The following is a 16,887-nucleotide window of genomic DNA, read 5'->3' as shown; positions in this document are numbered from 1 at the left end:
GCTACTTGCTCAGTCCTCGATCACGAGGCTGGTGAAGGTCGGGAAGCTGTCCTCGGCGGACAGTTCGTCGGCGATCGTTCGCATCACCTGTGCGCTGGGGTTCTGGATGAACAGGTGGCCACCCGGCACGGTGGTGAGCTCGAACCTGCCGCTGGTCAGCTTCTCCCAGCCTTGGAGCTGATCAACCTCGAACAGATGATCGTCGGCCCCGCGCAGGACCGTGATCGGCGCCCGCAGCGCGACACCGTGTTCGAAGCGGTAGTCGCCGAGCATCTTCAGGTCCGCCCGGACCGCGGGCATCATCGGCTTGACCGATGCCTCGTCCTCCACCGGTATCGCGAGCAGGTCGTTGTCCCGTAACACCTCCAGCACCCGGCTGTCCGATTCGCGATCCATGTCGAAGCCGTCGCGAATGTGCTTGAGGTTGCGCACATAGCTTTCCACCAGCGCCGGCGACGGCCAGCCGCCGATGATCAGCTTCAGCGGGACTTCGGCGTAGTTCTGCTCGAGGTACTTGGTGAGCTCGTAGGCGAGCAGGCTGCCCATGCTGTGCCCGTAGATCGCGAAGGTGCGGTCCAGGTGCGGCAGCATGGCATCGGCCAGCTCCTCGATGAACGCGGGCATCGAGTCGATCGGCACCTCGTTCACCCGGTCCTCGCGGCCCGGATACTGGATGCCCACCACCTCGACGGTGTCGGGCAGGAAGTTCGGCCACGGGGTGAACACCGAGGCGCCACCACCGACGAACGGGAGCGCGAACACCCGCAGCGAGGCCGTGCTGGAACGTCCCTTCACGGTGTGGATCCAGCGTTGCGTGCCCGCCGCTTCCGTCGCCGCCGCGATCATCGCCGACCCGTCACCGAACACCTGGGCCAGCACCTCCCCGGCGAGCTCGACGAGCGTCGGTCCGCGCATCAGGCCCATGGTCGGGAAGTCGATGTCCAGATGCTTGGCCAGCGCGTTGCGGATCTGACCCGCCATCAGCGAGTCCATGCCGAGGTCGGTCAGCGCGACATCGTGGGCCAGCCGGTCGATCGGCATGTCGAAGATCCGCGAGATCTGCTGCGAGAGCGCCTCCACCAGCCGTGGCTGCCGCGCTGCCTCGTCCAGCTCGAGCAGTTCGGCGCGCAATCCCTCGGTGCCGCCCGTGCTGGCGGCGCCGACGCTGTCGGCCAGGGCCAGGTGGGCCAGCCGCGGCGAGCTGCGGATGATCGGCATGACCTGATTCATCTTCGCCCAGTTGACGCCGAACACGCTGGTGCTGGTGACCCCCTGGGCCAGGCAGCGTCCGATGAAGTCGAGCGCGTGGTCCGGCGAGATCGGTGTCCACCCGAGCCGGGCCAGCGTGTCGAGCTTGTTCCGCGCGACGAACCCGACCTCGGCCATCGCACCCCAGTTGATCGTCAGCGCCGGCAGTCCGAGCTCGCGGCGATGCGTCGCCAGGGCCTCCAGGAAGCCGTTGGCCGCCGCGTAATTCGCCTGGCCGGGGGTGCCGACGTTCCAGCTCATCGAGGAGAACAGGACGAACGCGTCGAGCTCGAGGTCCAGCGTGTGGTTGTGCAGGTGCCAGGCGCCGTCCACCTTGGGCCGCACGGTGCGCAAGAAGTCCGCCTCGGTCATGCCTGCCAGCGGGCCGTCGGTCAAAACCATTGCGGCGTGGTAGATCCCACGCAGCGGCGGCAGTTCCGCGATCCGCTCGAGCAGCCCGACCACCTCGGTCTCGATCGAGACGTCGGCGCGTTCGAGCACCACGTTGACCCCGAGGGTCCGCATCGCCTCGATCGGCTCCTCGTTCTCCTCGTCGATCTGCGCGCGCCGCCCGACCAGCACGACCGTGCGAGCGCCCTTCTCCACCAGCCACTCCGCGGTCCGCAGGCCGAAACCGGTGTAACCACCCGTGATCAGGTAGGTGCCCTCGGCGTCGACCACGTCCTCGCCGCTGGAGGTCGGGTGGATCAGCAGCTCGGTGTCGGGCTGGTACTCGACGACGATCTTGCCGATCTGCTTGGCCGTCACCATGTACCGGAACGCGGCGGCCACCTCGGTGGCGTCGAAATCGGTGTGCGGCAGGGCAGGCAGCGTCCCTGCGGAAACGGCCTCGAGCACCTTGGTCATCGCCTCGCGGCACAGCGCCGGGTCTTCCTCCAGCAGTCGATCGATGTCGATCGCGGAGTAGCTCAGGTTGTTGCCGAACGGCTTCAGGCCCAGCTTGTAGTTGTCGTAGATGTCCTTCTTGCCGATCTCGAGGAAACGCCCGCGTGGGCGCAGCAGCTCGAGGCTCTTCGGAATCGTCTCGCCCTGAAGCGAATTCAGCACCAGGTCGACGCCGTCGTAGCGCTGCTTGATCTCCTGGGCGAAGTCGAGCGAACGCGAGTCGAAGACATCCGCGACGCCGAGCGAACGCAGGTAGTCCCGCTTCTCCTCGCTACCCGCGGTGGCGACGACGGTCGCTCCGAGGGACTGGGCGATGTGCACCGCCGCCAGACCGACACCGCCGGCGGCCGCGTGCACCAGCACCCGGTCGCTCGCGCGCAGCCTGCCCACCTCGACCAGCGCGTACCACGCGGTCAGGTAGGCCATCGGCAGCGTCGCCGCCTCGACGTCCGACAGTTTCTCCGGCGCGGTGTAGACCCGCCGGGCATCGGCCACCACCAGGTTGCCGAAGCAGCCGCGGGCGAAGGCGACCACCCGGTCACCGGGCGCCAGTCCGTCCACGTCCGGTCCGACCTGGGTGACGATGCCCGCGCATTCCACGCCGAGGTTGTTCTCGTAGAAACCGCCGAATGTCGCACCGGCCGAGAGCATTCCGAGGGTCAACATGATGTCGCGGAAGTTCAGGCCGGTGGCCAGCGGCCGGATGGCCACCTCGCCGCGATCCAGGAACGGCAGTTCCTGCCGCTCGTAGCGCAGCTGCTCGACCCCGGGCTCGGTGGGCACCGCCAGCGCGAACGGGGTGTCGTCGGAGACCCGGGCCGGGATCGCGACCGAGGCCTCGAACTCGGCCAGCGAGACGTGCTCGAGGCGGTCGATGAACCGGGTGTCGCCACGGAACGCGACCTCTTCGTCGGCCGTGTCCACGTGCAGCAGCTCGTCGAACAGCTGCGTGGCCCGCTTGGCGGCGGGGGCGGCCGGATCGAAGTCGAAGATCTTCGCCCGCAGGCTGCTGTGCTCGCTCAACAGCACACGCAGGATGCCCCAGCTCGGAACCTGGCTCAGCGCAACGTGTTCCGCTCGATCCAGGACGTGGGCGCCCGACGTCGCGATCCACAGCCGCGGCGCCTGGGTCCACTCCAGCTCCTCGACCGCCTGGGCCAGCGCGATCACGCTGTAGGCCCCGTCGGACTCGATCGCGGGCAGCGCCGCGGTGGTGAGCTCGGCCTCGGCGAAATCGAGATTCCACAGGTGCAGGACGCCGGCCACGTCACCATCGGCGGTGCGTACCTGCTCGAGCACCCGTTGCAGATCCGCGCTGCTGTTGGCGCGCACCCGGAAGTTGGTGGCATCGACCTGCTCGAATTCGTCACCGCGAGTAACGATCACACCCGACGCACCGGCCTCGGCGAGCAGCGCGGCATAGCCGTCACCGACACCGTCGGCATCCGCGAGCACCACCCAGGGCGCCTGCGCGATGCGCGGCTGATGCGGCTCCAGCTCGACGGCCTCGGCGCGGGCCAGGATCACCGAGTTACCGGTTTCCTCCGGCGTGGCCATGTCCGAGAAGATCTGCACGTCGTGGAAACCGACGGTCGGCAGGAACTCGCGCCAGGTCGCCTCCCGCATCAGCGGGTAGTCCGGGCGCAGGTCGTGGTCGGCGAACGCCCACCAGCCCTCGGTCATGCCGAAGGTCAGGTCGACCCAGTGCGGCGGCACCGTCGCCTCGACGACCAGCAGCAGACCGTTCGAGGTCAGCAGGCGCTGGGCGTTCGCCAGGGTGGCGGACAGGCTCGGGGTGGCGTGCACGACGTTCGAGGCCACGACGATGTCGTAGTAGTGCAGGCCGAAGCCCTGCTCCTCGATGTCCTTCTCGATGTCGAGCACCCGGTAGTCGATGAAGTCGTAGTCGCTGAACCGGTGCCGCGCCTTACCGAGGAACAGGTGCGTGATGTCGGAGTACACGTATTCCGCACGGTCGGCGGGCAATTCGGACAGCACGTACGGCGTGGTGCCGCCGGTGCCCGCACCGATCTCCAGCACCCGGATGGGCCGGTCGCCCGGCAGATCGCGCACGCACTCCGAGACCACCTTGCTGACGATCCGGTTGGCCTTGCCGAAGGAGAACGACGGGCCGTAAAGGTCGGCGACCGACTGGAATTCGTCCTCCGGGAAAATCAGCTCGATCGGGTTGACGTCGTCGCGCAGCACCGCGTCCTGCTCGGTGCCGCAGCGGCGCAGGACCGCGAGTTCGGGCTCGTACTTGTCCGGGTACTTCGTGCGCAGCTCGGCCAGCATCGCCGCGGTATCGACCCGGGCCGGCACCACCAGCGACCGCCATGCGTCGCCGGACTTCTCCACAACCCCGTGCAGCGCGAGCAGTTCCAGCAGCCGGGCCAGGTAGCGGCGGTGCTTGTCGGCCACGCCCATCTCGGCCGCGATCTCGTCCAGGCTGAACGTGCGGCCCACCGCGAACTGCATGCCGAGCTTGTAGAACGCCTCGGTCACGTAACCGATGCACAGCTCGTTCATCTCCGCTTCGGCGACCGCGTGGTAGTCGCGGTTGACCTGCCAGTCCCGCAGCTCGTCCACCAGCGGGGCGACCGCGGCATCGAGATCCGCAGGGGCGGGCAGGAACTCGGCGGGCGTGCGGGTCTTGGTCCGCACCCGCTCCGGGTGCCAGCGGAATTCGTAGAGCCACTGCAGCAGGGCGTCGCCGTCGTCGGCGGTCGTGGTGATCGACTTGCCCCGGAACCCTTCGAGTTCTGCTACGAGCGTCCCGTCCTCGTTGACGATCCACAGATCACCGTGGCAGTACGCAATGTCGTCGCTGACTTGCGCGCGCCCGTAGCAGTACACGCGGCCCTTGGCCTTGGCGTAGAAGCTGAGCCGCTTGACCTCGACCGGCAGGTAGAGCGTCTTGTCCTCGCTGTTCGGGTCGTTGCCCATGGAGATGGACAGCGACTGGAAGCAGGAGTCCAGGACCGCCGGGTGGATCGCGTGCCGGGGCGCCTCGTCCGCGAGGGCGGCCGGGGTGTCGATCCGCCCGAGCGACTTGAGTTCGGCGTACCCGAGCTTGGTGATCGCCTTGAAGGTCGGGCCGAGCATCAGGCCGTTGTTGCGCAGCTTGGCGAAGACCTTCGCGGGCTCGATCTCGAACGGGCACTCCGCCTCGAGCTCATCGAAGGGCACCGGCAGTTCGGTGTCGGGCGCGCCGCGGCGCAGGGTGCCGACCGAGTGCAGCGTCCAGTCCTTGTCGCCGTCCTGGCGGCTGAACACCGAGTAGTGCATCGACGGGGTCAGCACGACCTGTACGACGGGCGCCGGACGGTCGTCGAAGACGAACAGCGCGCGCCGGAACTCGACCTCCTCGAGGGTGTACAGGCCGGCGCCGAACGCGTCCTGCGCGCAGCCGAGCACCATGTCCAGGTAGGCCGCGCCCGGGAAGACGATCGGGCCCTGCACGCGGTGATCGTCGAGCCAGGGGAAGTGATCCGGATCGAGCACGATCTCCCAGACGTGCTTGTCCGGCTCGTCCGCGACCCGGCCCTGCTCACCGACGAGCGGGTGGCTCAGCGGCGGGAAGCGCCGCTCCCTGGCCGTCGCCGATTCCAGCCAATAGGTTTCGCGCTGCCACGGGTAGAACGGCAGTTGCGCGCGGTCGTCGATCCCGGCGAACAGGCCGGCCCACGCGGGCTCGAAGCCGGCCACGTACAGCGCGGCCAGCGAGGACAGCAGGGTGGCACGGTCGCTCTGCTTGCGGTGCAGCGACGGGACGGCCAGGCCCTCGGCGTGACGCTGCTCGAGCAGCTCGCCGATGGCGGTGGCGTGGATCGGGTGCGGGCCCAGTTCGATGAACGCCAGGTGCTGGTCCTCGATCAGGCGATCGATGGTCGGCGCGAACTTCACCGGCTCGCGCACGTTGTGCCACCAGTATTCGGCGTCGAGGCCGCCGGTCGGCACGATGTCGGCGGAGACCGTGGAGTACATCGGGACGGTGGCCGGGCCGGAGGTGAGGCCGTCCAGCGAGGAGATCAGCTCGTCCTTCAGCGGATCCATGTGGTGGCTGTGGAAGGCCACGCTGACCTGAAGCATGCGGGCGAAGATCTTCTCCGCGCTCAGCTCCCGCTCGATTTCCTCGAGGGCGTCCGGATCACCGGCCAGGGCAACCGATTCCGGGCCGTTGAGCGCCGCGATGGCGACTCGTCCGGTGTACCCGGCGACCCGCTGCTCGACCTCGGCGAGCGGCAGGCCGACGGCGAGCATCTTGCCCTTGCCCGACGCCTTTTGCTGCACCCGGCTGCGATGGAAGATGACCCGCACCGCGTCCTCGAACGACAGCGCGCCCGAGACATACGCGGCCGCGACCTCGCCGATGCTGTGACCGACCACGGCGGCCGGGACGATGCCCCAGCTCTGCCACACGGCGGCCAGACCGACCTGCACCGCGAAGACGGCGGGCTGGGCGATGAAGGTTTCGCCGATGCGGCTGTCGGCCTCGTCGCGACCGAGTTCCTCGGACACGGTCCAATCGGCATACTTGCCCAGTTCGGCGTCGATGCGCTGAACCGTCTGCCGGAACACCTCGTTGGTCGCGAGCAGTTCGCGCGCCATGCCCCACCACTGCGGGCCCTGGCCGGAGAAGACGAACGCGATGTCTTGCGCGGCAGGCGCTTTCACGCCGGTGCGCACGGTCTCCGGAGCCGAACCGCGGGCCACCTCACGCAGTGTGTCGCGCAGTTCGCCGGTGGACGCGGCGGCCACGGCGAGGCGATGGTCGTAGTGTGCCCGCGACGTGGCCTGGGCGGCCGCGATGGTGGGCAGTGCGAGGGTCGACTCCTCCAGGAAGTCGGCGTAGTCGTCGGCGTAGGCCCGCAGGGCGTCCTTGGTCTTGGCGCTCAGCGTGAACAGCACCGGCAGTTGCTCGGTGCCGTTGTCCCGCTCCGCTTTCGCGGTGTCGGCCTGCGGCTGCGCGATCGCTTCCGGCGCGCCCTCCAGGATCACGTGCGCGTTGGAACCGCCGAAGCCGAAGGAGTTCACTCCGGCCAGACGCGGGCGGCCATCCGGCCACTGCCGCCGGGACTGCGCGAGCTCCAGACCCAGTTCCTCGAACGGGATTTCGTGGTTCGGCACCGCCCCGTGCAGGTTCGCCGGGATCACGCCGTTCTGCAGCACGAGGCACGCCTTGATCACGCCGGCGATGCCCGCCGCCGACTCGAGGTGGCCGAGGTTAGACTTCACCGCGCCGACGATGCAGGGCCCGTTGCCATTTCGGCCGATGCCGAGCGCCTTGCCGAGTGCGCGGGCCTCGATCGGGTCACCGACCGCGGTGCCCGTGCCGTGCGCCTCGACGAAGCCGATATCGGACGGCACCACGCCGGCGTCGCGGCAGGCGTCGGCGATCATCTGCGCCTGCGCGTCCTCGCTCGGCACGGTCATGCCGTTGGTGCGGCCGTCCTGGTTGGTCGCGCTGCCCCGGATCACCGCGTAGATGCGGTCCCCGTCGGCGACGGCCGCGGACAGCTTCTTGAGCACGATGGTGCCCGAGCCCTCGCTGCGGATGTAGCCATCACCGGTGTCGCTGAACGACTTCGAGCGACCGTTCGGCGACAGGAAGGTCCCCTGACTGAAGCCGATGGTCGCCTCGGGAATGAGCAGCGTGCTGACGCCGCCGACCAGCGCCATCGATGCCTCGCCGGAGCGGATGCTGCGACAGGCGAGGTGGATCGCGATCAGCGAGGACGAGCACGCGGTGTCCACCGTCATGCTGGGGCCGCGCAGATCGAGCAGGTACGAGACACGGTTGGCCACAATGCAATTGGTGACGCCGGTCATCGTGTGGCCGCCGATGAGGTACCGGTTCTCCGGGTTCAGCTGGATGATGCCGTAGTCGTGACCCGAAACACCGGCGTAGACAGCGGTTTTCGTACCCGCGAGGTCTTCGGGCACGATGCCCGCGTCCTGCAGCGCCTCCCAGGTGGTCTCCAGGAAGAGGCGCTGCTGCGGGTCGATCCGCGCGGCCTCGTGCGGGGTGATGCCGAAGAACTGGGCATCGAAGGAGGAGACGTCGTCGAGATAGCCGCCGTCGCGGGTGCGCAGGTGGCCGGGGCGCGCCGCGTCGCGATCGTAGAAGGCGGCGCCTGTCCACCGATCCTCCGGGACCTCCCGAACGGCATCCCGTTCGTCCAGCAAGAGTTGCCAGAAATCGCCTACATCGGAAACTTGCCCGGGGAATCGGCAACCGATTCCCACGATGGCAATGCCCTCGTGAGCGGTCGATTCGGCCTCATTCGAGGAGCTGTGCACAGAATCCATCGCATTACCTTCGTTTGTGAACACACATCTATCGACACCGCGGGCAACGTCGAAGTTGTTGCCCGCGAGTCGATCAGGATCCGTATCGACCAGTCCCGCTCAGCGTGGCGATGCGCGCAACCGCGGCATCGAGCGCAAAAGCGAGGCGATATCGAGCAGGCTGATTTGATTGTCGAGTTTCCGACCGGTTGCCGATATTGTGCGGACGGTCATGTTCCCCCCTCGAGGAACATGACACTCCCCTTATTGCCGACTGCGATGTCGGCCCCCTTCGAACGAGCCCTCGGCGGTCGGGCCGAGCTGTTCGAGCCCCGAGCAAGCGGCGAGTCATCGGCAATGAGCCGGCTGGACCGATGAGCGCGGGCAGGCATCATGGCACTGGAAGTCGTGCTAATCGCGCTGAACTTCCACATGATCGGTGCCCACCTCACGCCTAGTGCCCAGATCCGCACTCATGTACCGAATTTAACGACCACAAGCACTCATGTCAACACATTCGTGTGCATCGGTGTGCGTTCACACGCCGCAGATGCGCATCGTCGTGGACGATACTGCGACCCCAAGCGTGCCGTAAGGGCATGATCTTGCTATTGCGACCATGCATGAGTGGTGATGCGTGGGCACGATGACCATCTCTGCGCAAACAAGTGGTACGATCCTTCCCATGGGCGACGAATTGGGCGCCAGCGAGACCGTGAAGCGTAATAAAGTCGAGTCGGCTGGACAGCGGTTCGGACGGCAGCTGAAGGCGTTCCGGCAGCGAAATCTTCCCGATGATCTGGTAACCCACCAGCACATCCACGACCTGGGCGGTCCGACGCGTAATGTCCAGTCCCGCATCGAAAGCGGGCAGGTGGACACGATCAGCGCGACCACCGAGGCGAAGTACAACCGTGCGCTCGAGGCGCTCGGCCTGCCGGCCGGGAGCGCGACCTCGGCCCTCTACCACGGCGGCGTGCTCATGCCGCCCGCCGCCGAGCCGTCCGCGCCCGCGGCCCCGCTGGACGACGACGATGTGGAGAGCGGCGTCAGCGCGTTGCAGAACCTGACCCGCAAGCACCGCTCGGTCGTGGATCTGGTCACCGAACTCGATCGCCTCGGCATCGAATTGAAGCGGGCGCGCAGCCACACCGAGGGCTATCAGCTGATCTTCCCCAAGACGGCGATCGACCGGCTGCTGCAGGCCTTGCAGAACACCGCCGAGCCCGGACCGTCCGGCCACGACGCCGACGGAGACGACATTCTCTGACGCGGTGTTTCCGTCGTGTCTCCGGCAGTATTTGAGACACAACATAATTCGAGCACGTGTCACATACCGGTCGGTGTCTCCCGAACCCCTGCTCAGCTAGGTCGGCGACCACCCCCGAGCACCCCCGTTCATCGCCGGACGCGGCCTGAAATTCGCTCGGGGACTTGCCCTTTCAACATTCGACTTGAAGTCATTCCAGACTTGCCAATCCCGCACATAAGAGCAGGTCAAGGGCGTAATCTAGGGGCCATGACGGGAAAACTACGGCTACGTGAAGTCCGGGTGACAGGTAGGGTATAAGCCAGCCCGGCAAGTCGACTATCACGAGGCGACGTATGTCGACATGCGGGTCACCGAGGTTATCCGGACAATGGAGAATGTCGCGCTCCCCGTTGAGCGGATGACTTCGACGAACAACATTGCGCCGGCGGCAACGATGCCGCTGTTGCGCGCGATAACAAGGTGTGATCTCCAGGTGCTCGGGGGAGGAAATCGTGAACACAGACGATCCGCATTCCACCGGCCTTGTCGCAGCAGCTCGGACCAGCGTTCATGCCGACGAGCCGGACCACACCGGCGCGGATCGCCTCGTTCGGACGAGGGGGCTGGTGAAATGTTGAAACTGTTCCGCCGCAAGGTCTCTGGCCTCGGATGGAAGCCCACCCGAGGCAAGATCTCCACGCGCGCCCGGCTGCAGGCGGTGGTCGACAGCCTCGAACTGCCCGCCGACTGGACCATCGAGGAATTCATCGCCTCGGTCGAGCGCACCCGGGGGCGGCGGATCGTTCGCTTACTGCTGCCGCCGACCGCGCCGGTCGGCCTGTGTGGCCTGTGGCTGGCCTGCAAAGGCTACGACGTGATCTTTCTTCGGCAATCCTCCGATCCCGCGGTCGAACTGCACGTAGCTTTGCACGAGGTCAGCCATATGTTGCTCGACCACGGACAGGACACGTCGCTCTCCGCGGTGGAGTGGTCGACGCTGACGAGCGGAGTCGCGCTGAATCACGAAATCGACCTCTCCACAGTGCGGGCCGCGCGCGGCGCGTCCAGCTACGCCTCCATCGAAGAGTACGAGGCCGAGCTGCTGGCGACCCTCATCGGCTTCCGCGCCCGGACCGTCGGCCCGCGGCGCGACCCGATGTTGAAAGAGCTGTAACGCATGTGGCCACATGATCATCTGCCTGCCGGGATCACCATCTCCGCGACGGTGTTCATCGTTGTCATCACGCTGATTCGGCTCGCCCTGACCCTGCACACCTCGGTCTTCGGGCGAATGATCAACACCCTGCTCGGCTTCGACTCGGCGGCGGCCCTGCTACGCGAACCGGTCTTCGCCCGCCAGGTGGCGAAATTCGTGCCCGGCGGCCTGCCCACGGTGTTCGACACCTGGCACTGGCTGACCGTGACGGCCTGGGCCTGCGGGCTCGGGATGGCGCTGCTGCACGAGAACGGACCGGTGCGCTACCGCTCCCAGTTCAAGATCGTCATCGGGATCTCGGCGGTGATCGGCCTGGCCTTCGTGTTCCTCAGCGCGCCCGCCCGCAGCCAGGGCATGACCTCGGTCGCCGAGTACGGCGGCTGGCGATACGGCATCTATATCGGGCTGTATTCCGCTCTGCCCGTTATTGTTTCGGGTTACTACTACATCCTGAAGGTCCGCGGCACGGTGTGGCGGACGACCTCGCTGTGGGAGCGGATCACCGTCGCCGCCCTGGTCTGCTTCGGGGTGGCCAGCTCGCTGCCCGTGTGCATGATGGCGGTCTCGGTCGTGCTGGACGCGGTGGGCGCGGGCAACGCGTTCACGCGCAACACCTATGCGCTCGTCGCCGACGGATTCGCCTCCGGCGAGCCCGGCCTGTTCGTCTTCGCCGCACTGGTCACGGTGTACGTGCCGTCCGCGGTCCAGGCCGTCGTGCAGCAGCTGCGACTGGATCGCGAATCGCGCGCCGCGCGCCGGATGTATCCGCTCTGGCGGGATCTGACCTCAGCCGCGCCGCAGGTCGTCTTCCAGCTGAAACGGGCGGACAACTGGAATGTCTCGCCGCAGGAGCGGCTGCACCGGCGGCGGATGGAGATCCACGACGCGGCCGAGATCGTAGCCAGATATGTACTGCCGCTGCCGAATACGATCGACGACCTGATCGAGAACACGGTCGAGGAGGACGACCAGGAAGACCTCAGGATGGTCGCCGAGCTGTTCCTGGCGGCCAAGCGGCTCACCGACGCCGGCGGCGAGCCGGCGGGCGAACCGGCCGCTCGCGGGGCCGATGTACCGGACGAGCAGACGCTGCTGCGGCTGTGGCAGCCGACGAAATCGCTCATTCACACGGCCGGGCTCGGCACCGATCGCCGAACCCCCATCAGCGCACGACGATTCGTCCCCGGCATGGTCAAGTCGGGCGCCATCACCGTGCCCGCGCCCAAGCCGGCCCGCAAAGCCGGCGACCCGGCCGGGCTCGCCGAGCCGGGCAACCGCCTGGCGGTGTGAACCTCGGTCCCTCGCATGCACGCGCATGAACATTTTTCTGTACGTCGTGCGTTCCACTGTGGTGTAATCGTGTCGGTGCTCGTTGCCGAATCATTCGCTGGCAATTTGCTTTTATCGAGGGTCGAGGGCGACCCGTCTGGGCATCGGCAGCACAGCGCACCGGCTGCCTGGATGCGTCGAGCAGTGAGAGGGAATCATGGCATCGAGCGACAACGTGAGCCCGGAGCAGCCGAACGTCCTCATCGTCGGCACCGGATTGGCCGGGGTCGGGATGGCGATCAAACTGCTGGAATCCGGCGAACGTAATTTCGTCGTGCTGGAGAAGGCCGACGGTGTCGGCGGTGTGTGGCGGGACAACACCTATCCGGGCTGCGCCTGCGACATCATGTCGATGATGTATTCGTATTCGTTCGCCCCCAATACCGACTGGACCCGGATGTATGCCGAACAGCCGGAGATCCTCGATTACATCCGGCGCGTGGTCAAGGACCACGAACTCGAACCGTATATCCGCTTCCAGTCCGAAGTGGTGTCGTATGAATTCGACGACGACAACGACCGGTGGGTGGTCCGCACCGCGGACGGCGACGAGTACCGTCCGCGCGCGGTGATCGCCGCGCACGGCGCGCTGCACAAGCCGCACATCCCGGAGTTCGAGGGGCGGGAGAAGTTCACCGGTCCGGTGTTCCATTCCGCGCGCTGGGATCACTCGGTGGACCTGACCGGCAAACGCGTCGCGGTGATCGGCACCGGGGCCAGCGGAATCCAGCTGGTGCCCCAAATCGCCGATGCCGCAGCGCATGTCGAGGTGTACCAGCGCAACCCGCACTGGGTGCTGCCGAAGCTGGATCGCCCGGTCAGCGGGGTCGAGCAACGCCTGTTCAGGCTCTTTCCCGGGGCGATGAAGATCTATCGCAATGCCGCGTTCTGGCTGCACGAGGCGCCGGTCTACGGGTACTTCCATCCTCGCTGGAACTTCCTGCTGAAACGAATGGCGCTGCACCATCTGAAGAAGCAGGTTCCCGACCCGGAGCTGCGCGCCAAGCTCACCCCCACCTACACCTTCGGCTGTAAGCGCATCCTGTTCTCCGGCGACTTCTTTCCGGCGCTGGCCAGGCCCGACGTAGACCTGGTAACCGTAGGCATAGAGGAGTTCACCGAGACCGGGATCCGCACCGTCGACGGCGAACTGCACGAGGCGGACGTGGTCGTGCTCGGCACCGGCTTCTCCACCGACAACCGTTGCGCCACCGAACATATCGTCGGCCGCGACGGGCTCACCATCCAGGACGCCTGGCGCGACGGCATGGAGGCCTACCTGGGCATGACCGTGGCCGGCTTCCCGAACTTCTTCATGATCATGGGCCCGAACTCCGGCGGCGGCGCGCAATCGATCCTGTTCCTGATCGAGTCCCAGGTGCGCTATATCGTGCAATGCCTTCGGCTGATGGACGATCGGGGCTCGACGCGACTCGAGGTGCACGACACCGTGCAGCGCGACTTCAACGACTGGCTGCACAGCAAGCTCGACCGATCCGTGTGGGTCTCCGGCGGCTGCCACAGCTGGTTCCTCGACCACACCGGCCGCAACCGCCAGTCCTGGCCCGGCACCGGCACCAGCTACTGGCGCGCCACCCGCCGGCCCAAAGCCGAGGCCTTCCAACTCTCTTGACTCCGTACGGAATCCGATTTCACTGCCCGGCGAGCTGACGGTCGGCCAGGCGGCGACGGACAGTGTCCAGTCGGTCGACGTATCGCGGCCAGCCGAATCCGGAGGCGGCGTGTGCGGCCGTCGTCTCGTCGACCAGGGTTGCCGCCGCCGCGAAATCGCCCTCCGCCCAGGCCAGCGCGGCCGACACCGGGAGGGCGGCGAGCCAGGTGGTCTGTCCGGGGGCGGAGTCGTCGAGGACGCGATCCAGCAGCTCGCGCGCCTCCGCCAGCGCGCCGCGCTCGATCAGCACATCCGCGAGATCTATGTCGGCCGTGCCGATCTCCTCCCCCATCCGGCTGAGCGCGGTCCGGCAGTGCACCTCGGCGGCGTCGAGATCGCCTGCGGCCGCGGCGATCCCGGCCCGCACCTGCTCGGTCAGGGCGAGGATGTGGCTGTCGTCGAAACGCTTGGCGTAGCCGTCGGATTCGGCGGCACACGCCAGCGCCTCGTCCATCCGTCCCACGCCGAGCAACGCCTTGGCCAGATTGCTGAGCCCCCGGGCCAGGCCGTGCTCGTCGCCCTCGGCGCGATCGATGTCCGCGGCCCGTCGATAGTTCTCCACCGCCGATCGCGCGTCACCCGCGAACAATTGGGCCGAGGCGCAGGCATCGATGCACGCGGACTCGCGCTGGAGGTTCCCGGCCCGGCGCGCGTACTCGGCCGCGGTGAGCAAGGTGCGGATCGCCTGCCGGTAGCGCGCGCGTTCGACGTCGATGCAGCCACGGCAGTAGTACACCGATATGGCCACGAGTCCGCTGTCGGAAGGGTCGATCAGGGTCGCCGCCTCGTCGAGCAGATCGGCGGCCTCGTCCAGTCTTCCGATCATCATCCAGTGAAAGGCCCAGCGGCTCAATGCCTCCGCGCGGTCTGTCGCCGGGATGTCGGCGCCGGTCAACAGCGGACCGTAGTAGCGGCCGGCCTGCGCGTACCAGGAACGCATCAGCCACGGCCGGTGCATGGCGATCGCCAGCCGCACGGCGGTGCCCGCGGCGGGCGTACCGGGCGCCCGATCCAGTGCCTCGGCGATGTTGGGCCACTCGGCGAAGACGGCCGCCGCCCCCTCCGCGCTGCCGTCGCCGTGCGTCTCGGCGGCGGTACGCACGTGATCGAGGCACCATTGCGCGTGTCGCGCACGTGCGGCGGCGATTTCGCCTTCGGCCGCCAGCTGACTCTGCGCGTAGCCGCGGACGGTCTCGAGCAGCAGGCACCGCCGATACGTGCCGTCGGTCAGCACCGCGATCAGGTTGCGGTGTTCCAGCTCGGCCAGCGCCGCCGCGATCCGGTCCTGGCCGAGGTCGGCGGGCAGCACCGCGGCGACCGCGGCCGGCGGGAAGCCGCCCGCGAAGACCCCGATCCCGCGCAGCACGGATTGCGTTGTGGGGTCCAGGATCTGGTAACTGCAATCCAAGGCCATCCGCAGCGACGTGTGCCGATCGCTGCTACCGTCCCTGGCCCCGCCGACCAGCAGGCGCAGGGTGTCCACGATGCGTTTCGCGAGTTGGCTCAGCGACAGCGTGCGGGTGAGGCCGGCGGCCAGCTCGATGCCGAGCGGCAGCCAATCGACCGCCGCGCAGATCGCGACCACGTCGGCTTGGACGGACTCGTCCAGGGCGATCTCGGCCCGATCGACGAACAGCGTGAGACTCGCGCGGCGATCCAGGGCGCTGACCAGCTGGACGACCTCCCCGGGACACCCGATCGGTCGCTGCGAGGTGATCAGCGGCGTGAGGGCGGGCGCGGCCTCGGACAGCGCGGTGACCAGAACCGCCACCTCGTCGGCCAGATGCTCCGCGTTGTCGATCAGCAGCAGCGCGCCGTCCAATTCGGCGGCCAGCAAGGGTATTTCGTCACCCGGCGCGGCCTCGACGCCGGTCGCCTCGGCGATCGCCTGCCCCACCAGATCGCCCTGCCGCACCGCGGCCAGCTGGACGGTGACGACCCGGCGACCGCCACGAGCCAGGACGCGGGCGGCCTCCAGCGCCAACCGTGACTTGCCGCATCCGGGTCCGCCGGTGAGCGTGACCGGCGCAGGCCCGGTCAGCTGACGGAGCAGCTCGGGCATTTCCCGTTCCCGCCCGAGGAAGGAGGTGAGCGGCCCGGGAACGTCGACGGCAGTGGATGTTTCGGCCTCGGTCAGACGCGCCGCGCAGCGCGTGGGCGACGGACGCAGCAGCGGGTCGTGCCGGAGCATCCGCTGCTCCAGCGTGGCGGTCTCCGGGGTCACCGCGACGCCGAGCCGGTCGGTCACCGCCCGGCGCAACCGGTCGAGGCTGCTCAACGCGTCGGCTTGGCGGCCGGACCGATACAGGGCGAGGGCATAGAGCCGGGCCAGCGGCTCGTGCACCGGGTGCGCGGCGACCAGCCGGGACAACTCGGTCACCACCTCGTCGGCATCGCCGGACTCGACGGCGGCCGCGAAACCGGCGCAGGCGAGTTCCAGACGCCAGGCGTCCAGCCGGTGCGCCTCGGCGATCACCAGCGGCGCGGACCGCACGTCCGCCAGCGTCTGTCCGCGCCAGTAGCCCAGCGCCGCAGCGGCTTCCGCCCGCACCGCCGCATGATCGCCGGTCAGTTCAGCGGCGCGCACGCGGGCCGACGCCGACTCGGCGGCGAGCAGGTCCGGCATGGTCGCCGTGCACCGATAGCCCGCGGCGGTCCGTTCGACGACGTCGGCGTGCGCCCCCAGTGTCGCGCGCAACCGCGATACGACACTCCAGAGCCGGTCCACCGGCCGGCCCCGGACCTCATCGCCCCACAAACCGGCCGCCAGCCTGCCGTCCGAGACCGGCAGCCCCCGCCCGAGCGCGAGGCAGACCAACGCCGCCCGCTCCAACGGTCGATCCACTGCGAGCACCGAGCCGCCGGCGCGCACCACGACCGGACCCAAGATGAGTATTTCCATTGCGGCGCAGCCGGTCCCGCGGAAGCGGACTCGGCCGACCCCCTGTCCACTGTCCGGCGGACCCGACGCAG

Annotated in this window: 6 protein-coding genes; 4 read left to right on the top strand and 2 right to left on the bottom strand. The window is 67.9% G+C overall.

What is annotated here, in order from left to right:
- Positions 1-9 precede the first annotated feature (9 nt).
- Positions 10-8,466 (bottom strand): SDR family NAD(P)-dependent oxidoreductase, encoded by an 8,457-nt coding sequence (locus ACFYO1_RS13935; RefSeq protein WP_387230437.1) that lies wholly within the window; start codon positions 8,464-8,466, stop codon positions 10-12.
- A gap of 664 nt (positions 8,467-9,130) precedes the next feature.
- Here ACFYO1_RS13935 and ACFYO1_RS13930 point away from each other — a divergent pair.
- From ACFYO1_RS13930 to ACFYO1_RS13915, 4 genes are all read left to right on the top strand, one after another.
- A complete protein-coding gene (locus ACFYO1_RS13930; RefSeq protein WP_387230435.1) occupies positions 9,131-9,715 on the top strand; it encodes a hypothetical protein in 585 nt (194 codons plus the stop codon).
- A 370-nt stretch (positions 9,716-10,085) separates the two neighbouring features.
- Entirely contained in the window at positions 10,086-10,871 is a 786-nt protein-coding gene (locus tag ACFYO1_RS13925; protein ID WP_387230433.1) for a hypothetical protein, read from the top strand.
- A gap of 3 nt (positions 10,872-10,874) precedes the next feature.
- The gene (locus ACFYO1_RS13920; RefSeq protein WP_387230431.1) at positions 10,875-12,203 is read left to right on the top strand and encodes a DUF6545 domain-containing protein; all 1,329 of its coding nucleotides are present in this window, start codon (positions 10,875-10,877) and stop codon (positions 12,201-12,203) included.
- 196 nt (positions 12,204-12,399) lie between these two features.
- Positions 12,400-13,875 (top strand): flavin-containing monooxygenase, encoded by a 1,476-nt coding sequence (locus ACFYO1_RS13915; RefSeq protein ID WP_387230429.1) that lies wholly within the window; start codon positions 12,400-12,402, stop codon positions 13,873-13,875.
- Positions 13,876-13,894: 19 nt separating this feature from the next.
- Here the strand turns inward: ACFYO1_RS13915 and ACFYO1_RS13910 are convergent, their stop codons facing one another.
- On the bottom strand, positions 13,895-16,816 hold the full coding sequence (locus tag ACFYO1_RS13910; protein ID WP_387230427.1) for a BTAD domain-containing putative transcriptional regulator: 2,922 nt from the start codon (positions 16,814-16,816) through the stop codon (positions 13,895-13,897).
- Positions 16,817-16,887: the final 71 nt, after the last annotated feature.

Origin of the sequence: Nocardia sp. NPDC006044, assembly GCF_042871115.1 — a bacterium.
Lineage (GTDB): Bacteria > Actinomycetota > Actinomycetes > Mycobacteriales > Mycobacteriaceae > Nocardia.
This window is presented reverse-complemented; position numbering and strand designations above follow the sequence as displayed.